Consider the following 25,601-nt stretch of genomic DNA (forward strand, 5'->3'; position numbering starts at 1 on the left):
TCTTCGGTCCGCAATTGTGCATCCCTCTCCCGGGCCGCCGCACCCGAGGACGGCAGGACCCGGGATTGTGGGCGGGCCGCTTGCATCATGGTCCGGTGATCAGTGTCCTGTTCGCCGTCCTGACCGCACTCAGCAACGGCGCCGCCTCCGTGCTGCAACGCCGCGCCGCCCGCTCGGTACCCGACACCGAGGCGATGCATCTGTCGCTGATCGGCCATCTGGTGCGCCAGAAGGTGTGGCTGGCCGGGATCGGCCTGGTGATCGTCGCCGCCGTCTGCCAGGCCACCGCGCTGGCCACCGGGCCGATCTCGGTGGTCCAGCCGATCTTCGTCATCGAGCTGCCGGCGACGCTGCTGCTGGCCGGGTTCGTGATGCGGATCCGGGTGCCCCGTGGGGTCTGGTACGGGGTGGCTGCCGTGACGTTCGGACTGGCCCTCGGCATGGTCTCCGCCGCACCGGGCGGCGGCAGTTCCTCGGTACAGGACGAGGCGTGGATCCCGGCGCTGATCATGACCGGGATCTTCGAGGCGGCGCTGATCGGCGGAGCACGGTCCACCCGGGGCAACCCTCGTGGGGCGCTGCTCGGTCTGGCCGCCGCGTGCGGGTACGCGCTCACCGCGGCCCTCATGAAGGACGCCATGGGGCGGCTCGGCGACGGCGGCGGAGCGGCCGCGCTCATGACGTCCTGGCAACTGTACGCCACCGCCGCCGCCGGGGTGGGTTCGCTGTTCCTCCTTCAGAACGCCCTGCAGGCGGGCACCCTGGTCGCGGTACAGCCGATGCTGACGCTGGGCGACGCGGTGATCAGCATCCTGTACGGCGTGACCCTGTTCGGCGAGTATCTGCGAACCGGTTGGTGGCTGCTCCCCGAACTGGTCGCGCTCACCCTGATCGCCCGGGGCTGCGTCCAACTGGCCCGCTCGCCGCTCGCATCCGGCAACGCCGTACCGCCGTCGCGCGGCACCCGCGTGAAGTGACGCCCGCCTGCCGGGCGGCGAAGCTCCTCAGGCGGTCTGCCCGGATCCCGACCCGGTACCGGAAGCGGCCTTGATGCCCTTCGTGATCTCGTCCATCACCGAGAGAGCGGGCGCCTTGGAGCTGATGTCGAAGCCGGAGCGCACGACGACCAGCATGTCCGCGGAGTGCGGGGACGGGAGGACCAGCGACTGCACGTACCCGTCGTCGCCCTTCTTCGTGACCACCTTCCAGCGCACCAGATAGCCCTTCTGGCCCGCGACGGTGACCGGCTCGGACTTGAGCTCCTGATGCGAGCTGATGGCGCCGTAGGCCTTGCCGCCGTAGGACTCCTTGGCGTTGACGGCGATGTCCGCCTTGGCTGCCGCCTCCGCCGTCCTCGCCGTGATCTTCAGCGCCTGGGCCGGGGCGGCGAACACTCCGCCGCGCTCGCACTTCTGCGAGGTGTCGGCCGGGCAGGTGTACGTGCCGGTGCTCACCGACGCACCGATCGTGGCCGACTGCCCCTTCCAGCCGTCCGGCACCGGAAGGCTGACGCCGCTCATCACGTCCGTCACATAGCCGTCCTCGGACGGCGGCTGCTGCGGTTGCTGCTGGTCGGGCGCCTGGCTCCGGCCACCGCCGCCAGGACCACCCTGGCCGTTCTGCCCGCCGGGGAGACCGGGCGAGGGCGACGCGGCACCGGAGGAGGTGTTCTTCGTACGGCCGGAGTCGTCGGTCAGCATCAGGACGCCACCCGCGATCGCGGCGAGCACCACCACGCCGGCGGTGACGCCGACCCCGATCCGGATCCGGCGGCGCCGGACGGCCGCGGGCGGCATGCGGAGCTGATCGGTCCACCGGCTCCCGTCCCACCAGCGTTCCTGGACGGGGCCTGTTCCTGTATACCCGGGGTCCGTATGCCAGCCGGGAGGGCTCATCTCGGTCACGACGTCCACCGTAGAGGCCCTCCGTGAAAATCAGATGAAACCGCTTCACCGAATTCGGCCACGCCCCTTCCGCCCGGGACTCCCGCCCGAGGACCGTCCGACCGTGACCGGGGAGCTGTCGACCATGACCTGAGAGGTAATCGACGCATTTTCCCCCGTCGGACATCGTGTTCCTCACGAGCAGCACAGGAGCTCGGCCGAGCGGCCGGGACATGACGAGAGGACAGCACGATGACCGCATACGAGGACGCCGTCCAGCGCTACTTCGTCGCCTGGAACGCGGCGACCCCCGAGGACCTCGCCAAGGCCGTCGCCGCTGCGTTCACCGAGGACGCCACCTACACCGACCCGCTGGCCGACGTGCGCGGCCACGACGGGCTCGCCGCCGCGATCAGTGGTGCCCGTCAGCAGTTCCCCGGTTTCGAGTTCAAGCTGACCGGCACCCCCGACGGGCACCACGGCATCGTCCGTTTCAGCTGGGACCTGGTCTCCACCGCCGATGGCTCGGCGCCCGCCGCCGGGTCCGATGTCATCACCCTCGACGACGACGGGCGCATCAGCTCCGTCAGCGGCTTCCTGGACCGGGTCCCCGGCGCCTGAGCGGCCGCTACGCGGCCCGGGCCGGCCGGCGGCGCAGCGCGGGGTCGGACAGCGCGACCGGTTGGTAACCGGCGTCGCGGACCGACAGGTTGGTGCCGGGCGGCACGATCTTGTCGATCTGGTCGAGGACGTCCCGGCTCAGCCGCACCCGGTCCGCGCCGAGCTGGCCCGCCAGCTGTTCGAAGGTCCGCGGGCCGATGATGGCGGAGGTGACCGCCGGGTGCTCCAGGACGAACGCCAGGGCCAGCTGTACGAGGGTCAGCCCGGCGTCCTCGGCCAGCCGGGCGAGGGCTTCGGCGGCGTCGAGCTTGGCACTGTTCTCCGGGGACGCGATGTCGAAGCGCTCCGCCTGCCGTTCGGCGCGGCTGGAGACGGGCTGGCCGGCCCCCTTGCGGTAGCGACCGGTCAGCCAGCCGCCGGCGAGCGGGCTCCAGGAGAGCACCGCCAGTCCGTACCGCTGGGCGACGGGCAGCACCTCGCGTTCGATGCCGCGGGCGAGCAGGGAGTACGGGGGCTGCTCGGCCACGACGCGTTCGCGGCCGCGGCGCTCCGCGATCCACTGGCCCTCGACGATCGCGGACGGTTCGAGGTGGACGTACCGATTTGGCCTCCTCCCCCACATGAGTGTGGGGGATTCTCTCCCTGGCGTCCGCGTGTGCGGATTGCCTTGAGTCGGGTTCCTGGTTCCTTCCCACCCGTGGGTGGGGGTTGCGCACTGTGCCGGGACGAATCCCTGGTCTTATCTGTGCTCCGCAGGCCTTTACTCGCGTGATTACCGGCGCGAGGCCCCCGGCCCGGGGGTGGGTAGTACCGCTTGTTGGGCGGCGCGGATGCGCCGTCCCTCGGTTCTGATGTTGTGGCCCGCGTTGTGGTCCCGGTCATGCCGGGCGCCGCACGCAGAGCACGTCCAGGCACGGACGTGCAGGGGTTTGGGTCCGTCGCGGTGTCCGCAGGCGGAGCAGATCTGGGAGGAGGGGAAGGCCCGGTCGACCTTGGTCAGGGTGCGCCCATACCGGGACGCCTTGTACTCCAACATGGTCACGAAACTGGCCCAGCCTGCGTCGTGCACGGACTTCGCCAGCCGCGTGCGCGCCAGGCCCTTCACACTCAGGCTCTCCACACTGACCGCTTGGTTCTCGACGATCAGCTTCGTGGACAGCTTGTGGTGAGAATCCCGGCGCGCATCCGCCACCTCCGCATGAGCCCGCGCGACCTTGACTCGCTGCTTGGTCCGGTTCTTCGACCCCTTCTTCTTACGGGACAGGTTCCGCTGCTCGCGTTTGAGTTTCTTCTCCGCCCGGCGCAGAAACCGGGGCGAGCGAACGCGGGAGCCGTCAGCCATGACGGCGAAGTGGGTCAGCCCGAGGTCGATGCCCTGGTCCCGGTCGAGCGGGGAGAGGGTCTCGTCGGCCGGGTCCGTTTCCACAACGAAGCTGGCCCAGTACCGGCCTGCCGCATCCTTGATCACCGTCACCGTCGACGGTACCGACGGCAGGGCACGTGACCAGCGGACCCGCACCGGGCCGATCTTCGGAAGATTCAGCTTCCCGTCCACCGTGATCGACCAGCGGGCGTTCGCGGTGAACCGCACACACTGGCGACTGTCCCGCTTCGACTTGAACCTCGGTTCGCTGATCTTCAGACTCTTGCGGGTGCCCTTGAGGCTCGCAAAGAAATTCCGGTACGCCGTATCCAGATCCCGCAACGCCTGCTGGAGCACTACCGACGACACTTCGCCGAGCCAGGATCGCTCAGGGGTCTGCTTCGCCTCGGTGATGAACCGCTTCGACAGCACAGCCGACGTCGGATACGGTGCGCCCCGCCGATACGCATCCCGCCGTGCCCGTAGACAGTCGTTGAACACCGTCCGCGCACAGCCGAACGCCCGACCGAGCGCAACACGCTGCCCTGGGCCGGGCTCGATCCGAAACGCGTAACGAAGCTGCACACACACGACCGTACGACAACCGGTCGACGGCCGTACGACAAGATCAGAACTGGCAAACAGTGCCCCTGCAAGCCATTCTCGCGCCGATATCGAGACCATAGAGCATCACATTCTGCGCGCCTTGTGCGCACCTTGCACCCAGGGAGCCGCGCCCGAGGCCGGACACAGCAGGTGAAACAGCAAGTGCAGAGGCCGCCTACGCCCACACAACCGAGCGAACTCCCCGCCGAGGACGACAGCTTGACGTAGTACGCGTCAATCCACGCGTCGCCGTCCTGCGCGACGATCTCCGCTCCGACTGGGCCACCGCGAAATAGTGAAGGGCAAGTCTTCCCTCAACGCCGCGGCCCAGCTTAAGTCCGCTGTCACGAGCTTGATGCAGGGCGACGGTGCACCGAAGGACAGCTTTCCGTCGGGCTTCGCACCGGCGACAGTTTGCGCCTGCTGAGAGCAGACGGCGAGGCCCAGGATCGCCCCCACCCCTGAGGGCGAGAAAGACCGGCCGCTGGCCGCATTGCGACGCCATCAGGACATTCCGCCCGCTCTCGCGCGATCATGCCTCCTACGCGACCCGCCGGCCGCGCGCTATCCCTGGTCGGAGACGAACCTGCCGCCCTCCAGCAGGGTCTTGAGCGTCGAGAGGATCATGATCCAGCCGCCGCTGACACCCTCCAGCATCTTGCTGTCCGGACTGTCGAAGCCATCGTGCGTAATGGTCAGCTTGACGCCCATCGCGGCCTCCTCGGCGGGCTCGATGTCGAACGTGACCTTTGACCGCTCCTTGACCGCCTCGGCCCACTCCTCGTCCGACATGAGACCGAACATCTCGCGGTGCATGGGCTGCAGGGTGTGCCAGGTGTACGAGAGGCGCTTGCCGGGCTCCGCCTCCAGGACCCGCTGGCCCACCTCTTCGAACTCGCCCTCCGGGTCCATCCTCCAGCGGACCGGCGCGCCGACCTCCCAGGTCGACTCGGGGCCGTAACCGCCCATGTAGATCTTGATGAACTCGGGGTCGATCAGCGCCTGGTAGAGCTTCTCCGCCGTGGTCTGGATGTACGTGACGTAGACGAACTCGGGCTTGTCCATGACCGGACTTCCTTCCGGTGTGCGTTCGAGATGGGACGGGACGGTCGTACGGCCGCGCTCGTACCGGCCGATCCAGCGGTCGGCGACTTCCCGGACGGTCACCGGGTTGAGGTGGTGGAGCTTCTCGCGGCCCCTGCGGACGGTGGTGACCAGCAGGGCGGACTCCAGGACCGCCAGATGCTTGCTCACCGCCTGCCGGCTCATGGCGAGCCCTCCGCTCAGCTCGCGCAGAGTCTGCCCGCCGCGCGCGTCGAGCCGGTCGAGGAGCCGGCGACGGCTCGGATCGGCGAGCGCCTTGAATATCGCGTCCATCGCCACCGCGGTCGCCATCGCCTCTCCGATCTCCTGGCCCCTGTCGCACTATAGGCAACCTTTTGGTTGCCCATCGAGTGACGGGCGGACGACCGGAGACCAGGGCGGTGGAACGATTTCTGGAATTAACCTCTGATGCCTTGTCATCGCCGGTTCTACGCGCATAGCTTGTGGCCTCTCATCACACTCTGAGGGGCAGCTCACCGTGCACATATCCAGACCGCGTTCCGTCCTGCTGGCCGGCGCGGTCGCCGTGACCCTCTCGGCGACCGCTCTGCCTGCCGCCTTCGCGGCGCCGTCCTCGACCGCCGTGATCTCCGAGGTGTACGGCGGCGGGGGCAACTCGGGTGCGACGCTCACCCGCGACTTCATCGAGCTGGCCAACGCCGGCTCCTCCGCGTACGACCTGTCCGGCTTCAGCGTCCAGTACCTGCCGGGCTCGCCGTCCGCCGGTTCCTTGTGGCAGGTCTCCGCGCTGACCGGATCCGTCGCCCCCGGCGGCCGCTACCTGGTCGCCCAGGCCGCGGGCACCGGCGGCACCGTCGCTCTGCCGACCCCGGACGCCACCGGCACCGTCGCGATGTCCGCGACCAGCGGCACCGTCGCCCTCGTCTCGGGCACCACCCCGCTGACCTGCAAGACCGCGGCCGACTGCGCAGCCGACACCCGCATCGTGGACCTCGTCGGCTACGGCTCCGCGGTGGTACGCGAGGGCAGCGGGCCGGTGACGGGTACCTCCGCCACCGCCTCCGTGGCGCGCGCCGCATCGCTCGCCGACACCGACGACAATGCTGCCGACCTGTCCGCGGGGGCCCCGACACCGGTCAACGCGGCCGGTGAGACGTCGGGCGGTGCGGGACCGGGCGACCCGGGCGACCCGACCGAGCCCGGCACCGTGCGGGTGCACGACATCCAGGGCACCACCCGCGTCTCGCCGCTGGACGGCCAGTCGGTGACCGGCGTCCCCGGCATCGTCACCGGTGTGCGGACCAGCGGTTCGCGCGGCTTCTGGATCCAGGACGCCACGCCCGACGCGGACCCCCGTACGGGCGAAGGGGTCTTCGTCTTCACCGGCTCCGCCGCACCGGCCGTCGCCGTGGGCGACTCGGTGCTGGTCAGCGGCAAGGTGGACGAGTACTACCCGTCGACCACCACCCAGTCGATCACCGAGATCACCGCCCCCAGGGTCACGGTCCTGTCGTCGGGCAACGCGCTGCCCGCGCCGGTCGTGCTCGACGCCGCCTCGGTACCGGACGCGTACGTCCCGTCGGCGGACGGCGGATCGATCGACGCGCTGGCCCTCGACCCGGCGACGTACGCCCTCGACCTCTACGAGTCGCTCGAAGGCACCCGCGTCAAGATCGCCGACACCCGGGTCACGGGCGCGACGACCGCGTACCACGAGGTCTGGGTGACCATCAAGCCGAACGAGAACCCGTCCCGGCGCGGCGGCACGCTGTACTCCTCGTACACCGACCAGAACACCGGCCGCATCAAGGTGATGTCGCTCGACACCACCAGCCCGGTCCCCGTCGCGAACGTGGGCGACGTGCTGTCCGGCACCACTACCGGTGTCCTGGACTACGACTCCTTCGGCGGCTACAACCTCCAGGCCACCGAGCTCGGCACGCTCACCGACCACCACCTGCGGCGCGAGGTCACCCGGAAGCAGAAGGGCGAGGAGCTCGCGGTCGCCACGTACAACGTGGAGAACCTGGACGCGCTCGACGAGCAGGGCAAGTTCGACACCCTCGCCGCGGGTGTCGCGGTCAACCTCTCCTCGCCCGACATCGTGTCGCTGGAGGAGATCCAGGACGACAACGGTGCGGTGAACGACGGCACGGTCGGATCCGACGCGACGCTCAAGCGGTTCACCGACGCGATCGTCGCGGCGGGTGGCCCGCAGTACGCGTGGCGCTACATCGCCCCCGAGAACGGCAAGGACGGCGGCGAGCCCGGCGGCAACATCCGTAACGTCTTCCTCTTCAACCCCGAGCGGGTCGACTTCGTGGACCGCCCGGGCGGCGACGCGACCACTGCGGTGACGGCCGTGAAGACGAAGAAGGGCGTCACCCTGTCGGCCTCGCCCGGCCGGATCGCCCCGACCAGCGACGCCTGGGACGACAGCCGCAAGCCGCTGGTCGGTGAGTTCCGCTTCCACGGGAAGCCGGTGTTCGTCATCGGCAACCACTTCGCCTCCAAGGGCGGCGACCAGCCCCTGCACGGGCGCTACCAGGAGCCGACGCGCAGCTCGGAGACGAAGCGCGTGAAGCAGGCGACGGAGGTCAACACCTTCGTCAAGTCGCTGCTGGCGGCGGACAAGTCGGCGCAGGTCATCACGCTCGGCGACCTCAACGACTTCGCGTTCTCGCCGACGATGGCTGCGCTGACCGACGGCAGGACGCTCAAGCCGCTGATCACGACACTGCCGGAGAACGAGCAGTACAGCTATGTGTACGAGGGCAACTCGCAGACACTCGACCACATCCTGATCAGCCCCGGTGTCCGCTGCTTCGACTACGACGTGGTGCACATCAACGCGGAGTTCGCCGACCAGGCGAGCGACCACGACCCGCAGATCGTGCGCGTGGACGTGAACGCCCCGGACCACGGTCAGCACTGACCTGACCGGCCCGCCCGGCGGGTATCGGGAGGGATTCGGGCGTCACGAGCTGTGCGGCCCCGCACAGCTCTCCGCCGGCTCGGCCGCAGCGTGCGAGGATCCGACGATGCGGTCGAGCCGGGAGCCGCGAAATCACCGGCCGGTTCAACACTTCGGGGCGAATCCGGGGGCCGCCGCGCCATGCCCCGCCCGACGCGGGCGCGGCAGTGCGGCGAGCCCCGGGGCGGTGTCGAGAGGGCGGTCGGTGAAGAAGCGGGCCACGAGATCCGCCACGTCGTCGGGCCGTTCGAGGACGACCCAGTGGTCGGACTCCGTGATGGTGAGGAACCGGCTTCCCTCGATGGTGGCGGCGAACTCCCGTTGCTGTGCAGGGGAGCTCACCGTGTCGTGCTCGCCGGCGAAGACCAGAGCGGGTACGCCGGCAAGGCCGCCGGAGAAGTCCGGGGGATCTCCCAGCACCCGGCACACCGAGTCCGCAGCATGCGGGGAACGGCACAGCGCGTGCAGGAGCGAGCGGCGTACGTAGCGCAGCGCCAGCTCCCTGCGGTGGACCGTGCGGTCCGGGTCGAGGCACATCAGCCCCTCGGCGGCCAGGGTCGCGGCGCCCTCGAGGTCACCGGCCTTCAGCCGGTCCTCGGCCCGTCGCCAGTGGGCGCGTTGGCGGTCGTCGATGTGGGACGGCACGCCGCCGAGGATCAGCCGGGCGATGCGGCCCGGGTTGCGCTGAGCGCACTGGAGGGCGATCGAGGTGCCGTAGGAGTACCCGAAGAGATTGACCTTCTCCACACCCAGGTCGTCGATGATCCGGGTGAGGGCGGAGCGCATGATCCCGGCACTGGGGACGGCCGGGAGGGCGTCTGCCCCGCCCATCCCGGGCAGGTCGGCGGTCACGACGTCGGCGACTGCACCCACGTGGTTGTCCATCTGGGGCCAGCCGAACATTCCCTGGAGTGCACCGCCGAGGATGACGACCGGTTCGGTGCGTGGTGCGGGCTGCTGCAGGAGCCGGTAGCCGTACCGCAGTCCGTACACCGACAGCGTCCGGAGAGTCTCCTCGGGCATGCGGGGTCTTCCGTTTCTGCGTCAGGCCCTGGTGAGGACGAGTGCGGCGTTGTGGCCGCCGAAGCCGAGTGAGGTCTTGACGGCGACGTCGAACACGCTCGGCCGGGCCTCCTTGCTGACCACGTCGATGGGGATCGCCGGATCGGGCGCGTCGAGATTGACCGTGGGTGGCACGAGTTGGCACTGGAGCGCGAGCACGGTCAGTGCCGTCTCGATGCCGCCCGCGGCGCCGAGGGTGTGTCCGGTCATCGCTTTGGTCGAGGTGACGAGGGGATGGTCGCCGAGTACCCGGCGGAGCATCGTGCCCTCGATGAGGTCGTTGGCCACCGTCGAGGTGCCGTGGGCGTTGACATGGCCCACGTCCGCGCCGTCGACCCCGGCGTCGGCGAGGGCGGTGCGCAGCGCGCGTTCGATGCCGAGCCCTTCGGGGTCGGGGGCGACCGCTGAGTACGCGTCGCTGGACGCCCCGTATCCGGCGATGTGAGCGCGGACCGTGGCGCCGCGTGCGCGGGCGTGCTCCGGGCGCTCGAGCACCAGGAGGCCGGCGCCCTCGCCGACGACGAAGCCGTCGCGGTGGGTGTCGAACGGGCGGCAGGCCGCCTCGGGGTCGTCACAGCGGGTGGAGACGGCCTTCAGTTGGCAGGCGCTGGCGATCAGCAGCCGGGAGCAGACCGATTCGGCGCCGCCCGCGATGACGATGTCGCAGGCGCCGGTGCGCAGCATCTGGTGGGCGGTGCCGATCGCGACGGTGCCGGAGGAGCAGGCGGTGGAGACGGCCTGACTCGGGCCGCGGGCACCGAGGTCCGTGGCGACGCTGCTGGCGGCGCCGTTGACGACGGTCAGCGGGGCGAGCTTCGGGGAGACCCGGCGCGCACCGCGCCCGGCGAGGGTGGCGTGCTGCTCGTCGTAGAAGGGCAGTCCGCCGTGTGCGGAGCCGATGACGACAGCGACCCGTCCGCTGTCCCAGACCGAGGGGTCGAGCCCGGCGTCGGCGACGGCTTCGCGGGCCGCGATGACGGCGAGCTGCGAGAAGCGGTCCATCAGCCGGTGCGTGGCCACACCGAGGACGGCCTTCGTGTCGAGGCCGGTGATCGTGTACATGAAGTCGCAGGGCAGATCGGTGAGTTCGGGCCGCCGCCGGACGGAGGGCGCGGCGACTGCCTCGGACACGGTGCGCCAGGTGGCACCGGTGCCCACGCCGGCGGAGGTGACCAGACCGATTCCGGTGACGGCGGCACTGAACGGCTCCAGCCGCTGCGGCGGGATCCGACGCGCGGCAACCGGACGGGCCACCTGGCTCTCGCCGGCCGGCCGGGCCATCACGTTCTCGTCCCCCGGACAAGCCACCCGACTCCCGGCGACCGGGCGGGCCACCAAGCTCTCGGTGGCCGGGCGCGTTGTCACGCGGCCACCTTGCCGTGGATCGTCTCGACCAGCCGGCCCCAGGTGTCCCGCGAGGTCAGCTGGACATCGTCCAGATCGACCCCCATCCGGTCCTCGATCAGGAGCCGCAGCTCCTCCAGAGCCAGTGAGTCCAGGCGGAGCTGATGGAGCGGCACCTCGGGACCGATCGCCAGGGGATCGGTGCCGAAGTTCGACACCAGCAAGGTATTGATCTCTTCCGCTGTGCTCATGGGGCACTCCTCCGCTGTCGTACACGGTGACGCCTGCCGCGCGAGGTGCACGTGCCATCGGGGGACGCCGGCCGGTTCCGGAGGGACCCTTTATACGCCTTCGCGGTGAGGTGTCCGCTCCTCCTTCCCTCGTGCGGTGGTTGACCGTCCAGGTGTACGAATCCACAGCTCCGCGCGGAGAAAACCCGATCCGTCGGCCAACTCCATCGGAGTGAAAGGGAGTTCGACACGCCTCAAGATCATTGTCATGCCCTGGACACATGAATACCTTGACCGGGCTTCGTGGCCCTCGGCCCACCCCACCAGGGTCCGGGGGCCGTGCTTCTCCCCCCACAGAGCAGGAGCAGGTATGCCCAGACGAGCCGCAGCCCACACCGGGCGCCGCGCATCCGTCCTCGCGACCCTCGCCGTGACCGCACTGACCGCGACCGGCACACCGGCCGCCGCCGCCCCGGCCGCACATCCCCCGGCGTCCCCAGCCGACAGCCGCCACGCCATGAACCGGGCGTTCGTGCGGGCGGCCGGAAAGTTCGACGTACCGCGTGATCTGCTCGCTGCCGTCGGCTACGGCGAGACCCATCTCGACGGCCACACCGGGCGCCCCAGCCAGGCGAACGGGTACGGCGTGATGCACCTGGCGAGCAACCCCGCGAGCCGGACGCTGGAGAAGGCGGCCGCCATCACCGGCGAGCCGCTGTCCCGGCTGCGGCGGGACACCACGGCGAACATCCTGGGCGGTGCGGCCGTATTGCGTTCGTACGCGGACCGGCTGGGCCTGGACGGCGACGAACGCGACGACATCGACGCCTGGTACCAGGCCGTCGCGCAGTACAGCGGCACGACCGGCCGCCCTGCCGCCCGCTACGCCGACACCGTCTACGCATTTCTGGCACAAGGGTTCGCTGCCACCGTTCCCGCCGGCGAGCGGATCTCGGTCGCCGCACGCCCCGTCGATCCGGTGAAGGGCACGCTCTCCGCCACTGCCGGACGCGCCCCGATCACGCCTTACCCGTCTGCACTGTGGGTCCCGGCCGACTCGCACAACTTCACCGTCGGCCGGACGGCAACGATCGACAAGCTGATCATCCATGTCACGCAGGGCTCGTACGCGGGCTCCATCAAGTGGTTCCAGGACCCGACGGCCGAGGCGAGCGCCCACTACGTGGTCCGCTCCTCCGACGGGCAGATCACCCAGACGGTGCGCGACAGCGACACCGCGTACCACGCGAAACAGGCCAACGCATCGGCGCTCGGCATCGAGCACGAGGGGTACATCGACGACCCGTCCTGGTTCACGGACACGATGTACCGCGCCTCGGCCGCGCTGACCAGGGCGCTGTGCGACAAGTACGGGATCCCGAAGGACCGGGCCCACATCATCGGGCACAGCGAGGCGCCGGGCACCGATCACACCGACCCGGGACGGTACTGGGATTGGAATCGCTACATGGGATTCGTCGAGGGCGACAGCAGCAGCGGGAGCGGGAACAGCACCGGCGGGAGCAGCAGCGGGAGCGGCGGGAGCAGCAGCAGCGACGGGCTGGGCTTCGCCTCGTACACGCTCCTGCAGAGCGGGGCGTCGGGCGCCCAGGTCACGGCGGTGCAGCAGTTGCTGAACACGCAGGGCTACACTGCCGGCGCCGCGGACGGGAACTTCGGCGCGGCCACGCTGAGCGCGGTGAAGGCGTACCAGACGACCCGCGGGCTGCCCGCGGGCGGCATCGTCGGGCCGAAGACCTGGACCGCGCTCCTGTCGGCCGGTTCCACGCCGACTCTGCGGCAGGGCGACTCGGGCGCCGCTGTGAAGCGGCTCCAGCGGTCGCTGACCGCGGCGCTCGGCACGACCGTGGATGCCGTCGGGACCTTCGGTCCCGTCACCGCGACGGCAGTGCGCACCTACCAGACTCGCCAGGGGCTGGCGGTCACCGGGATCGTGAGCAGCAACACCTGGGCGGCGCTGCACGCCGGGCGCTGACCCTTCGTGCCGGAACGCAGCCGCTGAACGCGTCCACCACGAAACGGTGGGCCGGAGGCCGTTCGGGCGGGCCATCGGATGGGCCGTCAGGTGTCTGACGGACCTGTTCCATTGGGCATCTGACCTCTGCTCCCGCACAGCGGATGCGGCCCGGCGGCCCACCGTCCGGGGCGCCGGCGCAGAGCCCGTTCCGGCCTGCCCGGGACGCTCGACCGCTCACCCTCGGAGGAGACTGACAACGACCACCGCCATGTGTGGGCCACGGGATGTCACCGAGGAGAGCCGTTGTGAGAGTCGGAGCCGCACGATCCGCCGCGGCCCGGTGGGTCGCCGAGCACGCCGGGACCGATCCCGGCTTCCGTGGTGCGTACTTCAGTGGTTCGACGGTCGGCCTGCCGGACGACGCCGAGCTGTCACCGTCCTCCGACGTCGACATCGTGGTCGTCAGGGCAGAGGACAGTCCTCCGGCCAAGCCCGGAAAGCTCCGATTCCGCGGAGCGCTCCTGGAGATCAGCCACCTGTCGTGGGCGGAGCTCTCCTCGGCGGACGACGTCCTCTCCTCGTACCACCTGGCCGGGAGCTTCCGCAGGGACACGATCATCGCCGATCCGCCCGGCCGGCTGCGCACCCTGCACGCGGACGTCTCCCGCCGGTTCGCCGAACCGGCCTGGGTCCGCCGCCGGTGCGAGGACGCCCGCCACCGCGTCGAATCCCGCCTCGCCGCGTTCGACCCCTCCGCACCGTTCCACGAGCAGGTGACCGGCTGGCTGTTCCCGACCGGGGTGACCACCCACGTCCTGCTGGTCGCCGCGCTGCGCAACCCCACCGTGCGCCTGCGCTACGTCGCGGCCCGCGACGTCCTCGCCGTGTACGGGCACAAGCGTCTCTACCCCGAGCTTCTGGAACTCCTTGGCTGCGCACGGCTGTCCGCGCACGTCGTACGGCACCATCTGGACGAGCTGGCCGACACCTTCGACGCCACCGCCCGGGTGGCCAGGACGCCGTTCTTCTTCAGCAGCGACATCGCCGCGCAGGCACGGCCGATCGCCATCGACGGGAGCCGGTTCCTCATCGACCGGGGCGACCACCGCGAGTCGGTCTTCTGGATCGTGGCCACGTTCGCCCGCTGTCACACCATCCTGGCCGCCGACGCCCCGGAACTGCACGCCGCGCTCGCCCCGGCCTTCCGGGCGCTGGTCGCCGATCTCGGCATCACGTCCACGGACGATCTTCTCCGCCGTGCCGAGGATGTCGGCCGGTTCCTGCCCCGGCTGTGGCGGACCGCCGAGGCGATCCTGGACAAGTCGGTGGGCCGGCCGACCCTTTGAGGGCACCGCCGCACTCCTTCTACGGGGTGTCCGCACCGACCGGTCGCCTGCTACGTTGCACGCATGTTCCTCCCCCGTGCCTAGGACACCGCACCGACCGCACCCCGCCACACCGGGTGCGGCACTCCGGCGTCCCTGCACACGCACAGCGCGTAACTCCGCGCTGCCTTCGCGAGGAACAGTCCTCATGCTTTCGCCTTCGCACGCTCCCTCGTACGCAACCGTCCTGCGCACCCGTCACGCCTGCCGCACCTTCGGTGCCGCACTGCTGGGGCGGCTCTCGTACGGGATGGTCTCCCTCTCCCTGATGCTGGCGGTCAAGGATGCCACCGGCTCGTACTCCGTGGCCGGCGCCGTCATGGCGCTGTTCGGGGCGACCAGTGTCTTCCTCTCGCCCGTCCGTGCCGCGCTGATCGACCGGTACGGGCCACGCCGGGCACTCCCGCCCATGGGGGCCGCCTACGCGCTGCTCCTCTCCGCCCTCGCGTATGCCACCTGGCAGCCCGGCGCCTCGGGGCTCCGGCTGGGGGCGCTGGCCGTCACGGCCGGTGCCTGCACCCCACCGATCGGGCCCGTGATGCGGACCGTGTGGAGCAGCCTCGTACCCGACCGGGAACTGCTGCAGCGCGCGTACAGCCTGGACGGGGTGGCCGAGGAACTGCTGTTCGTCACCGGGCCGTTGCTGGTGGGCCTGCTGGTGAGGTTCGCCGAGCCGGCGGCCGGTGTGGCCGTCAGCGCCGCGCTCGTACTCGTCGGCGCGTCGGCGCTGGTGTCGTCCCCGGCACTGCGCGGTGAGGGCGGCCGCCCGTCCGGGGTGACGCCCCTGCCGCCTTCCGGACCGTCCGGGAAACGGCTGCTCGGTACCGTCGGGCTGCGTCACGCCGCCGTGGTCTCGGCCGGGGTGGGGCTGTGCCTGGGCGCCCTCGACCTGCTCCTGGTGGCCTTCACCGAAGAGCGTCATCGGGGTGCCTCGGTGGCCTGGGTGCTGGCGGCGCTCTCCGCGGGGAGCGCGGTCGGTGGTCTGGTGTACGGCGCCGTCTCGTGGCGCATGTCAAGTCGGGTGCGGCTGACGGTACTTGGCACGGCTCTGGGGGTGTCCTCGGTAGCGGCGGGGGTGTCGCCGAACGTGTACGTCCTGGTGGCCGTGGTCACCGCAGCCGGGCTGTTCGTCGCGCCCGCCATCACCACCGCGTATCTGATCGCGGGCGAGTCCGTCGACGCGGGCAGCCGTACGCAGGCCGGCGCCTGGGTCAACACCGCGCTCAATGCCGGGTCCTCCGGTGGTACGGCCGCGGTCGGTCTGCTGGTGGGCCGGCTGCCGCTCACGGTGTGTTTCTCGCTCGCGGCGGCCCCGGTGCTGCTCTGTGCGGCGTTCGTGTTCAGCCGGTACCGACGGTGATGTTCTCGCTGCCCGCGCTCGACACGGTGGCGTGGCGGACGCGCGTCCGGCGGTCCCGCGGCACGAACGGCTCGGGCCGGTGACGCGCGACATCAGGAGGCACCACCGTTCCATCCAGCGCGCCGTCCCTCCGGAACGCAGAGAGGCGGCTCCGCTCCCCCGGCCGGGGGAGCGGAGCCGCCTCAAGCAGGGTGCTCAGCAGGCCACTTCGGCCGAGGTCACTTCAGACCGAACGCCCGGATGATCTCCTGGTCGATGCCGAGCCCGTTCCCGGCCTCGCTGTGCGCCTTGACCGAGACGAAGCCGCCGGCCTTGTCGGGCGTCTTGAACCGGGCGGTCCAGTTGCCCTCGGAGGTCTTGCGCAGCTCCGTGGCGCTCCAGGTCCTGCCGTCGTCGTAGCTGACCGACAGCGAGGCCTTCTTGGCCTTCACCGCGCCGTCCAGCCACTCCTGCGTGCCGGAGGCGAGACCGATCTCGGTCCACCGGCCGGCCTCGACGTCACCGGCGAGGTCGGTGTCGACCTTGTAGTCCATCTGCAGCAGCGCGAGGTCGGCCTGCCAGGGACCGTTCTGGTCCATCTGGCCCGAGACGAAACTCCACTCGGTGTGTGTACGGGTGGAGGTGTTCCACACGTCACCGTCACGGGTGGAGTCGAGGACGAAACGGTACGGCAGCTTCTCCGCCGACAGGTCCCCGATGTATCCGGCCCGGCCCGCGACCTTCCGGATCAGCGTGTCGCCCTGGTAGAACGCGGTGGTGGTGGTGTCGTACTCGTCCTCCGGCATGGAGCCCGAGTGGCCCGCGCCCGAGTCCGTCCACGGGGTGAAGTTGAACTGCATGTCGTTGGTGACGGAACGGAACGGACCCCAGAAGCCGGTGCCCAGACGCGGGCGGCTGATCGGCGCGAACCAGTCGGCGGGGTAGGTGCGACCCGCCGTGTAGTCCATCTCGCCGCTGCGCATCTCGTGCGCGAATCCGGTCTCCGTGGCGTTGAAGACCGAGTGGTCCTCGTACCAGAAGGAAGCGCCGGGAAGCGGGGTGACCCACTCGTCGCGGGTGCCGGGGAACTTCTCGTACTCCGCGAAGCCGAGGCCCGGCCCGTAGTCCGGGATGTCGTAGCGGTAGCCCCCGCCGAGCGTGGCCTTGTGGCCGTAGAAGGTGTTCTCCACCTTCGCCAGCTCACTGGTCCTCGGGGCGAACGCCAGCGAGCGGTCCGGGACGCTGCCGTTGTGGCGGTCGACCAGGTCGTACATGTACCGGGCGAACCTGCGCTGGGTCATGGTGAGCTTCTCGCCCCGCGTGACCGCCTTGATCAGGGTCTCGCCGGCCAGCTGCTGCACCGAGGCGACCGGGATGGTGGTCGTGGTGCCGTACTCGGTGTACCACTCCAACGCCACGCCGCGTCCGTCGTTGACGACGAAGAGCGCCTTGGCACCCGCGGCGAGCGCGTTCGCGAGCCGGTCGGCCGCGGCAACCGCGTCGCTGCGGCGGACCACGACAGCCTTGCCCCTGACGTCCAGACCCTTGTAGTCGGCCTCGGCACCATTGCCCGCGAACACCGCCGTCAGCTCCTGGCTGCTGTCCTCGGCGACGGGCGAACCGCCCTGCACGGTGACCGGCACATCACGGCCGTCGACCGACAGGTCGATCTGCTTCTCGCCCTGGCGCCAGCGGGTCAGGAAGCTGAAGCTGCCCTGGCTGACCTTCTTGGTGGGGCTTGCCCACAGCTGGTCGTACGCCACCGGGATCTGGTACGCGTCGCGGAAGACCCCGCCGTTCGGTGTGGTGCGCGCCATGTCGTAGCGCAGCTGCCGGGTCTCGGTCTCCTTCGGCGTCCGCACACTGATCTTGCGGGCCTTGGACGCGTCCAAGGTGACGGTGGTCGGCTTGTCGAGGACCGTCTCGGGCTCCGCGAGGAAGGCGACGGCCCTCGAGTCCGGGCGGTCACCGTCGACGTCGACGGAGGCCCAGGAGGTGTAGGTGCCCGGAGGCAGCCGCAGCGTGGTGTCGCCGGAGACCGGGACGACGTCGAGGTTGAGGTACGGGTCGCTCAGTTCGCCGAGGACGACATAGCCGTCCATCGGCTTGCCCGCGCGGTCGCGGAGCTTGAACGTCAGGTCGTAGAGCTCCCGCTCCTTGTTCAGTGCGAAGCCGGTGTGCGCGACCGTCGCGCCGGACGCGTCCTTCGCGACGACCTGGCCGGAGAACGTGGTGCCGGCCGCGACCTTCGACGGGTCGAGCGAGAGCACGGCGTCGGCGGTGGAGCCGGCGGGGACGGTCAGTTTCGACGTGGAGAGCGTGTACGCGGCCGAGTCCATGTCGGTGGCCAGGTCCAGGGTGACGTCCTGCGTACCGGTGTTGCGGTACGTGACCGTCCGCTCGGCGACCGGGTCCGAGGCGCTGTGCGGCCAGTCGTACGAGGCGACGGCGACGGAGCCGGTGGCCTCGACCGTCGTGTCGACCGCCGCCTTGACGTCGAGCCGGCCGGTGCCCTGCTCGTACGGCGTGTAGTCGGGCAGCCGCTTCGACGAGGTCATCAGCGCGTCCTTGATGCGCTGACCGGACCAGTCGGGATGACGCTGCTTCAGGATCGCCGCGGCGCCGGCGACGTGCGGGGTGGCCATCGACGTACCGGACATCTGCTGGTACATGCCGCTGATGCCCGGGACCGCCTGCGAGGCGGCGGCGTTGATGTCGACGCCGGGGGCGGACAGGTCGGGCTTCAGGCCGTACGAGCGGGTGAGCGGGCCCATGGACGAAAAGTCCGCGCGAGCGTCCTGCTTGTCGACGGCGGCGACGGTCAGCGCCTTCTCGGCCGAACCGGGCGAGCCGATGGTGCCTGCGCCGTACGCGTTGCCTGCGGCGATCACGAACAGCGGACCACCGTCCGCCGAGAGGGCGTCGACGGCCTGCGACATCGGGTCGGTGCCGTCGTCCGGGATGCTGGAGCCGAGGCTCATGGAGACGACGTCGGCGCCTTCGGCCTTCGCCCACTCCATCGCGGCGATGATCCCGGAGTCCTCGCCGGAGCCCCCGTTGCTGAGGACCTTGCCGATGATCAGGTCCGCGCCCGGGGCGACCCCCTTGTTGACGCCGTCCGACGCGGCACCGGAGCCCGCGATGGTGGAGGCGACGTGCGTGCCGTGGCCGTTCTTGTCGAGGACCTCCTCACCGGGAACGAAGCTCTTGGACTCGAGAATGCGGTCCTTGACGTCCGGGTGGGTCGGGTCGATGCCGGTGTCGAGGACGGCGACCTTGGTGCCCTTGCCGTCATATCCCTCGGCCCACGCCTGCGGGGCATTGATCTGCGGTACGGAGTCCTTGAGCGTGGCCTTCGCGCGGCCGTCGAGCCACAGCTTGGCGATGCCGTCGTCCAGCGAACGGGCGTTGGACGGACGCGCGATGTCCTTCCAGAAGGAACGGGCGGTGTCCTTGTCGGCCTTCAGCGCGGCGCCGTGGATGCTGTCGAGCCGGCGGACCGTCTTGGCACCAGTGGGGGTGGCGGGCAGCGAACGGGACCGGCTCGCCGAGTAGGTGGCGATCAGCGGGATGCCACCGGCCCTCTTGTCGTCGTAGCCCATCTTGGCGAGGGCCGTGACATTGAACAGCCGGCGGTCCAGCTTTCCGGCTGCCAGCAGGGGGGTCGCCTCGTCGGGCAGGACGTAGACCTCGTCTCCCGCCTGCTGCACATGCACACCACCGGTCGCACCGTCGGGTCGGTCCACCGTGACGGTGTCCTGCTTGCCGACGCCGTCCGCGTAGTGGACGACGTCGCCCGTGAGCAGGGTGATGTCGTACTGGTGGATCGGGGTCCGGGAGTGTCCGGTGGCCTCGGGGGCGGCCTGCGCCGCCGAAGCGACACCTGCCGCGGGCAGCAGGGCGCCACTCACGAGAGCGACGGAGGTCGCTATGAGCAGGGCCCTGCGTCCCGCACGCACGGGTCTCGCCCGGCCGGAAGCGGAGGAGGGTAAGGGTGTGAATGTCATGGGGTTGATCTACCGGCAGATTCGCACCCACGTCTGCGCCCAAGGCTGGCGGGATGCCGCCGTGGCGGCATCCCGCCCTTTCAGGAGTTCCGGCGGACACCCCCTCAACTGCGCCTCTTTCAGCCGGTTTCACCCAGCCGACGAGCGACGGCTCATGCCCGCTCGGCGGCGTCGCGCCGCGTTCCGGTGAGCCCGCACGCCCGGTCGCCGGATTCCGTGTCGCGGTCCGGGAACCGGTCAGGCAACCGAGGAGATCCGTCCGGCCACCGGCTGCCCGCTTTCGTGATGGATCGGGGTGTGCGCGCCGGTGAGAGGGACTCCGCTGCCGCCGCGCCGCTCGGCGACGATCTCGGCGGCGATCGACAGGGCGGTCTCCTCCGGGGTGCGTGCGCCGAGATCGAGACCGATGGGCGAGTGCAGCCTGGCCAGTTCGATTTCGGTGACGCCGACCTCGCGGAGTCGCTCGTTGCGCTCCAGATGCGTGCGGCGCGAACCCATCGCCCCGACGTACGCGACCGGCAGCTTCAACGCCGTCTCCAGCAGCGGGACGTCGAATTTCGCGTCGTGGGTCAGTACGCACAGGGCCGTCCGCGCATCCACGGCGGTGGCCGCCAGATAGCGGTGCGGCCAGTCGACGACCACTTCGTCGGCGTCCGGGAAGCGGGCCTCTGTCGCGAAGACCGGCCGGGCGTCGCACACGGTGACGTGGTACCCGAGGAATTTGCCGACCCGGACCAGGGCGGCGGCGAAGTCGATGGCCCCGAAGACGATCATCCGGGGCGGTGGGACGCTCGACTCGACGAGCAGTCCGAGCGGCCGGCCGCAGCGCGATCCCTCGGCGCCGATCGTGAGAGGGCCGGTCCGGCCCCCATCCAGCATCGCGCGGGCCTCGGCCGCCGCGGTGCGGTCCAGCTCCGGATGCCCGCCGAGCCCGCCCTCGTACGAACCGTCTGGGTGCACAAGGAGGGGGCTGCCGAGGAGTTCGGCGGGCCCGTCCGTGATCCGTACGACCGCCGCCGCCTCCCCTGCCACCGCGGCGGCGAGCGCGGCGGCGAACACCGGGCGTGCGGGGTCGTCCGCACGGACCGGTGCCACCAGGATGTCGATGACACCGCCGCAGGTCAGACCCACGGCGAAGGCGTCCTCGTCGCTGTAGCCGAACCGCTCCCGCACGGTGGTGCCGTCGTCGAGGGCCTGTTGGCACAGCTCGTACACCGCGCCCTCCACACACCCGCCGGAGACCGATCCGATCGCCGTGCCGTCGCGGTCGACGGCGAGGGCGGCCCCCGGCTGCCGGGGCGCGCTCCCACCGACCTCCACAACGGTGGCGACGGCGAATTCGCGTCCCTGCTTGACCCACCGGTGGAGCTCTTCGGCGATGTCCAGCATGGCGTGTCTCCTTAAGCGTGGTGTTCAGGGGCGGGTGTCAGTTGACACCCAGCCAGCTCTCGATCGGGTGCAGTGCGAAGTAGACGACGAAGATGACCGTCAGCACCCACATGAAACCGCCGATCTCACGGATCTTGCCCTGTGCCACCTTGATCGCGACATAGGAGATCACACCGGCGGCAACACCCGGGGTGATGCTGTACGTGAACGGCATCAGCACGACGGTGAGGAAGACCGGGACGGCGATCGCGCGGTCGCTCCAGTCGACGTGCTTGGCGTTCTGCATCATCATCGCGCCGATGACGACCAGGGCCGCGGAGGCCACCTGGGGCGGCACGATCGCGGTGAGCGGGGTGAAGAAGAGGCAGGCCGCGAAGAACAGGCCGGTGACCACGGAGGCCAGACCGGTCCGTGCGCCTTCGCCGACGCCGGTCGCCGACTCGACGAACACGGTCTGGCCGGAGCCGCCCGCGACACCGCCGATCGCACCGCCCGCGCCGTCGATGAACAGCGCCTTGGACAGGCCCGGCATCCGGCCCTTGTCGTCGGCCAGCTCGGCCTCCGTACCGACACCGATGATGGTGGCCATCGCGTCGAAGAAGCCGGCCAGCACCAGGGTGAAGACGATGAAGCCGACGGTCATCGCGCCGACGTCGCCCCAGCCGCCGAATTCGACCTTCCCGAAGAGGGAGAAGTCCGGGGCGGAGACCGCGCTGCCGCCCAGTTCCGGCGGCGACATGTTCCACGCCTTGGCGTCGAGACCGGCCGCCTTGTGGACGACGACCGCGATCACCGTGCCCACGACGATGCCGATCAGGATCGCGCCGGGGACGGCGCGGGCCTGCAGCATGAAGATCATCAGGAGGGTGACGCAGAAGATCAGGACGGGCCAGCCGGCGAGCTCGCCGTTGATGCCGAGGGTGACGGGCGGCCCGGTCGGCGAGCCCTTGCCGACGAACCCGGCCTTGTACAGACCGATCAGGGCGATGAAGAGCCCGATGCCCATGGTGATGCCGTGCTTCAGCGGGAGCGGGATCGCGTTCATGATCAGCTCGCGCAGGCCGGTGACCACCAGGAGGCAGATCACCAGGCCGTACATCACGCACATGCCCATGGCCTGCGGCCAGGTCATGGCGGGGGCGACCTGCGACGAGAGAACGCCGGAGACGCTGAGACCGGCGGCGAGCGCCAGCGGCACCTTGCCGACGAAGCCCATCAGCAGGGTGGTCGCGGCCGCGGCGAGCGCGGTGGCGGTGATCAGTCCCGGCTGGCTGAGCAGATGTCCTTCGACGTCCTTGCCGCCGAGGATGAGCGGATTGAGCAGCAGGATGTACGCCATGGCCATGAAGGTCGTGACGCCGCCGCGCACTTCGCGCGCGACGGTGGATCCACGCTCGGATATGTGAAAGTACCGGTCGAGCCAGGATCTGCCGGCGGGGATGCGCGAGCCGGGGCCCGCCTCCTCCGCGATTGTCCTGGGCTCCACTGACTGCTGGGTCATGATGCCTGACTCCCAAGGTTCACAGGGACACCCGCGATGGAGACTCGGAATGCGGGATTTGGGATGACTGCTTGGCTGCACGACCCGGGGGACGGCCCGAGACGAACTGTTCATGCAGAGTGGATGTGCGGGTACTGCTCGGTGGTGCGGGTGTTTCCGACACAGCGGTGCTGCGGGTACTGCTGGGTGGTGTCGAGGACCGCGAGCGGTGCGGTACTCCGGGTCTCCGGGCGGTGCCGACGGCGGAAGTGTGACGTTCCTGGCAGACACGCACCGCCCGGAGAGTTCGGCGGGAGCCGCTCTCAGAGCCTGTCGGGTGACCTTCGATCGGAAAGCAGACGCGACATGGTGCGTGCGATTCCAAGGCGCCGGGATGTCCTCGTAGCGGAGCTACTAGGGCATTTCGGCAACGCCGGAAGCGTGCGTGCCAGGGCGTGGCCGCCCGGTCAGAGGTCACCCGACAGGCTCTCAGGTGCCGGTGAGGTGCTCGGGGCGCACCGGCGTCCTGTTCAGCTCCAGGCCCGTCGCGTTCCGGATCGCCGCGAGGACGGCCGGGGTCGACGACAGGGTCGGGGCCTCGCCGATGCCACGGAGCCCGTACGGGGCGTGGTCGTCGGCGAGTTCGAGCACATCGACCGGGATGGTCGGCGTGTCGAGGATGGTGGGGATCAGATAGTCCGTGAAGGACGGGTTGCGCACCTTCGCGGTCTTCGGGTCGACGATGATCTCCTCCATGACGGCGACACCCAGTCCCTGGGTGGTGCCGCCCTGGATCTGGCCGACGACGGACAGCGGGTTGAGCGCCTTGCCGACGTCCTGGGCGCAGGCCAGTTCGATGACCTTGACCAGGCCCAGCTCGGTGTCGACCTCGACGACTGCGCGGTGCGCGGCGAAGGAGTACTGGACGTGGCCGTTGCCCTGTCCGGTGCGCAGGTCGAACGCCTCGGTGGGCCGGTGGCGCCACTCCAGCTCGATGTCGACCGCCTCGTCCTCCAGTACGTCGACCAGATCGGCCAGCACCTCGCCGCCGTCGGTGACGACCTTGCCGCCTTCGAGGAGCAGATCGGCGGTGGCCCAGGCGGGGTGGTACGTACCGAACTTGCGGCGGCCGATCTCCAGGACCTTCTCGCGGACGGCCTCGCAGGAGTGCTTCACGGCGCCGCCGGTGACGTATGTCTGCCGGGAGGCGGAGGTGGATCCGGCCGAACCGACCCGGGTGTCGGCCGGCTGGATGGTGACCTGGGCGACACCCAGCTCGGTGCGGGCGATCTGGGCGTGGACGGTGACGCCGCCCTGCCCGACCTCCGCCATCGCCGTGTGCACGGTGGCGACCGGTACACCTCCGACGACCTCCATCCGGACCCGGGCGGTGGAGTAGTCGTCGAAGCCCTCGGAGAAGCCGACGTTCTTGAGGCCGACCGCGTAGCCGATGCCGCGTACGACGCCTTCACCATGGGTGGTGTTGGACAGGCCGCCCGGCAGGGCCCGCACGTCGGCCTCCTCGCCGGCGACCTCCCACTGGCGCTCGGGCGGCAGCGGCCGGGCCTTGACCCGGCGCAGCAGCTCGGCGACCGGGGCGGGCGAGTCGACGACCTGCCCGGTGGGCAGGAGGGAGCCCTGCTCCATGGCGTTGAGTTGCCTGAACTCGACGGGGTCCATACCCAGTTCGGCGGCGACCTTGTCCATCTGCGCCTCGTAGGCGAAGCACGCCTGGACCGCGCCGAAGCCGCGCATGGCGCCGCACGGCGGGTTGTTGGTGTAGAGCGCGATCGCTTCGATGTCGACGTCGTCGATGACGTACGGGCCGACGGAGAGCGAGGAGGCGTTGCCGACGACGGCCGGGGAGGCGGAGGCGTAGGCGCCGCCGTCCAGCACGATGCGGCACTTCATGTGGGTGAGCTTGCCGTCGCGGGTGGCGCCGTGCTCGTACCAGAGCTTCGCGGGGTGGCGGTGGACGTGTCCGAAGAAGGACTCGAACCGGTTGTAGACGATCTTGACCGGCTTGCCGGTACGGAGTGCCAGCAGGCAGGCGTGGATCTGCATCGACAGGTCCTCGCGGCCGCCGAAGGCGCCGCCGACGCCGGAGAGCGTCATGCGGACCTTGTCCTCGGGCAGGCCGAGGACGGGGGCGATCTGGCGGAGGTCGGAGTGCAGCCACTGCGTGGCGACGTACAGATCGACGCCGCCGTCCTCGGCGGGGACCGCCAGGCCGGACTCGGGGCCGAGGAAGGCCTGGTCCTGCATGCCGAAGACGTACTCGCCGCTGACAATGACATCGGCCCGGGCCGCTGCCGCGTCCGCGTCGCCGCGGACGATGGGCTGGCGGTGGACGATGTTCGGGTGCGGGACGTGCCCGGCGTGGTGGTCGTTGCGTCCCTCGTGGACGAGGATCGCGTCGGGGGCGGTTGCGGAAGCCTCGTCGGTGATGACGGGCAGCTCGCGGTAGTCGATCCTGATCTTCGCGGCGGCGCGGCGGGCCGTCTCCGGGTGGTCGGCAGCGACGAGCGCCACCGGTTCGCCGTGGTGACGGACCTTGCCGTGGGCGAGGACGGGGGTGTCCTGGATCTCCAGGCCGTAGTTCTTCACCGAGGTCGGCAGGTCGTCGTAGGTGAGTACGGCGTGGACGCCGGGGGTGGCGAGCGCCTCGGAGATGTCGATCGAGACGATCTCGGCGTGCGCCACCGTGGAGCGCAGCGTGTGGCCCCAGAGCATGTCCTCGTGCCACATGTCCGAGGAGTACGCGAACTCGCCGGTGACCTTCAGGATGCCGTCGGGGCGGAGCGTGGACTCGCCGATGCCGCCCTTGGTGCGGGTGCCCTGGTGGATGTTCGTGGGGGAGCCGGTAACGCCCATC

16 protein-coding genes and 1 pseudogene are annotated in these 25,601 nt (G+C 70.2%); 6 read left to right on the plus strand and 11 right to left on the minus strand.

Features of this window, described 5'->3' with window-relative positions; all coding sequences use genetic code 11:
• Positions 1-95: 95 nt before the first annotated feature.
• Entirely contained in the window at positions 96-977 is an 882-nt protein-coding gene (locus OHA03_RS02975; RefSeq protein WP_267000415.1) for a DMT family transporter, read from the plus strand.
• A 27-nt stretch (positions 978-1,004) separates the two neighbouring features.
• On the opposite strand, the gene OHA03_RS02980 is transcribed toward OHA03_RS02975, so the two are convergent.
• On the minus strand, positions 1,005-1,904 hold the full coding sequence (locus OHA03_RS02980) for a DUF2510 domain-containing protein (RefSeq protein ID WP_267000417.1): 900 nt from the start codon (positions 1,902-1,904) through the stop codon (positions 1,005-1,007).
• 231 nt (positions 1,905-2,135) lie between these two features.
• Between OHA03_RS02980 and OHA03_RS02985 the strand changes: the two genes are divergently transcribed.
• On the plus strand, positions 2,136-2,504 hold the full coding sequence (locus OHA03_RS02985; RefSeq protein WP_267000419.1) for a nuclear transport factor 2 family protein: 369 nt from the start codon (positions 2,136-2,138) through the stop codon (positions 2,502-2,504).
• Positions 2,505-2,511: 7 nt separating this feature from the next.
• Here the strand turns inward: OHA03_RS02985 and OHA03_RS02990 are convergent.
• The 3 genes and pseudogenes from OHA03_RS02990 to OHA03_RS03000 all read right to left on the minus strand — a co-directional run.
• Positions 2,512-3,090 (minus strand): annotated as a pseudogene (locus tag OHA03_RS02990) (aldo/keto reductase); the annotation flags it as partial.
• 186 nt (positions 3,091-3,276) lie between these two features.
• Positions 3,277-4,452 (minus strand): RNA-guided endonuclease TnpB family protein, encoded by a 1,176-nt coding sequence (locus OHA03_RS02995; RefSeq protein ID WP_267000423.1) that lies wholly within the window; start codon positions 4,450-4,452, stop codon positions 3,277-3,279.
• 585 nt (positions 4,453-5,037) lie between these two features.
• On the minus strand, positions 5,038-5,850 hold the full coding sequence (locus OHA03_RS03000; RefSeq protein WP_267007915.1) for a metalloregulator ArsR/SmtB family transcription factor: 813 nt from the start codon (positions 5,848-5,850) through the stop codon (positions 5,038-5,040).
• Positions 5,851-6,055: 205 nt separating this feature from the next.
• Here OHA03_RS03000 and OHA03_RS03005 point away from each other — a divergent pair, with 205 nt between their 5' ends.
• A complete protein-coding gene (locus OHA03_RS03005) occupies positions 6,056-8,473 on the plus strand; it encodes an endonuclease/exonuclease/phosphatase family protein (RefSeq protein WP_267000425.1) in 2,418 nt (805 codons plus the stop codon).
• A gap of 144 nt (positions 8,474-8,617) precedes the next feature.
• Here the strand turns inward: OHA03_RS03005 and OHA03_RS03010 are convergent, their stop codons facing one another.
• From OHA03_RS03010 to OHA03_RS03020, 3 genes are all read right to left on the minus strand, one after another.
• On the minus strand, positions 8,618-9,535 hold the full coding sequence (locus tag OHA03_RS03010; RefSeq protein ID WP_267000427.1) for an alpha/beta fold hydrolase: 918 nt from the start codon (positions 9,533-9,535) through the stop codon (positions 8,618-8,620).
• A gap of 21 nt (positions 9,536-9,556) precedes the next feature.
• Positions 9,557-10,855 carry a beta-ketoacyl synthase gene (locus OHA03_RS03015; protein WP_267007916.1) on the minus strand — a complete coding sequence of 433 codons (1,299 nt, stop codon included), beginning with the start codon at positions 10,853-10,855 and terminating at the stop codon, positions 9,557-9,559.
• An 80-nt stretch (positions 10,856-10,935) separates the two neighbouring features.
• Positions 10,936-11,169, minus strand: coding sequence for an acyl carrier protein (locus OHA03_RS03020; protein ID WP_267000429.1), 234 nt, complete (start codon positions 11,167-11,169; stop codon positions 10,936-10,938).
• Positions 11,170-11,518: 349 nt separating this feature from the next.
• Here OHA03_RS03020 and OHA03_RS03025 point away from each other — a divergent pair, with 349 nt between their 5' ends.
• The 3 genes from OHA03_RS03025 (at position 11,519) to OHA03_RS03035 (ending at position 15,871) form a co-directional block, all read left to right on the plus strand.
• The gene (locus OHA03_RS03025; RefSeq protein WP_267000431.1) at positions 11,519-13,144 is read left to right on the plus strand and encodes a peptidoglycan-binding protein; all 1,626 of its coding nucleotides are present in this window, start codon (positions 11,519-11,521) and stop codon (positions 13,142-13,144) included.
• Positions 13,145-13,431: 287 nt separating this feature from the next.
• Positions 13,432-14,472, plus strand: a complete 1,041-nt coding sequence (locus tag OHA03_RS03030; protein WP_267000434.1) for a hypothetical protein — start codon at positions 13,432-13,434, stop codon at positions 14,470-14,472.
• Between the two features lie 187 nt (positions 14,473-14,659).
• Positions 14,660-15,871 (plus strand): MFS transporter, encoded by a 1,212-nt coding sequence (locus OHA03_RS03035; RefSeq protein ID WP_267000436.1) that lies wholly within the window; start codon positions 14,660-14,662, stop codon positions 15,869-15,871.
• A gap of 218 nt (positions 15,872-16,089) precedes the next feature.
• On the opposite strand, the gene OHA03_RS03040 is transcribed toward OHA03_RS03035, so the two are convergent.
• The 4 genes from OHA03_RS03040 to OHA03_RS03055 all read right to left on the minus strand — a co-directional run bounded on the left by OHA03_RS03040 (position 16,090) and on the right by OHA03_RS03055 (position 25,600).
• Positions 16,090-19,761 (minus strand): S8 family serine peptidase, encoded by a 3,672-nt coding sequence (locus tag OHA03_RS03040; RefSeq protein WP_267000438.1) that lies wholly within the window; start codon positions 19,759-19,761, stop codon positions 16,090-16,092.
• Between the two features lie 333 nt (positions 19,762-20,094).
• On the minus strand, positions 20,095-21,246 hold the full coding sequence (locus OHA03_RS03045; protein WP_267000440.1) for an XdhC/CoxI family protein: 1,152 nt from the start codon (positions 21,244-21,246) through the stop codon (positions 20,095-20,097).
• 37 nt (positions 21,247-21,283) lie between these two features.
• Complete coding sequence (locus tag OHA03_RS03050) at positions 21,284-22,747, minus strand: NCS2 family permease (RefSeq protein WP_267000442.1); 1,464 nt, start codon at positions 22,745-22,747, stop codon at positions 21,284-21,286.
• Between the two features lie 468 nt (positions 22,748-23,215).
• Positions 23,216-25,600 (minus strand): xanthine dehydrogenase family protein molybdopterin-binding subunit, encoded by a 2,385-nt coding sequence (locus tag OHA03_RS03055; protein WP_267000444.1) that lies wholly within the window; start codon positions 25,598-25,600, stop codon positions 23,216-23,218.
• Position 25,601: the final 1 nt, after the last annotated feature.

This window comes from Streptomyces sp. NBC_00154, from assembly GCF_026342835.1.
Classification (GTDB): domain Bacteria; phylum Actinomycetota; class Actinomycetes; order Streptomycetales; family Streptomycetaceae; genus Streptomyces.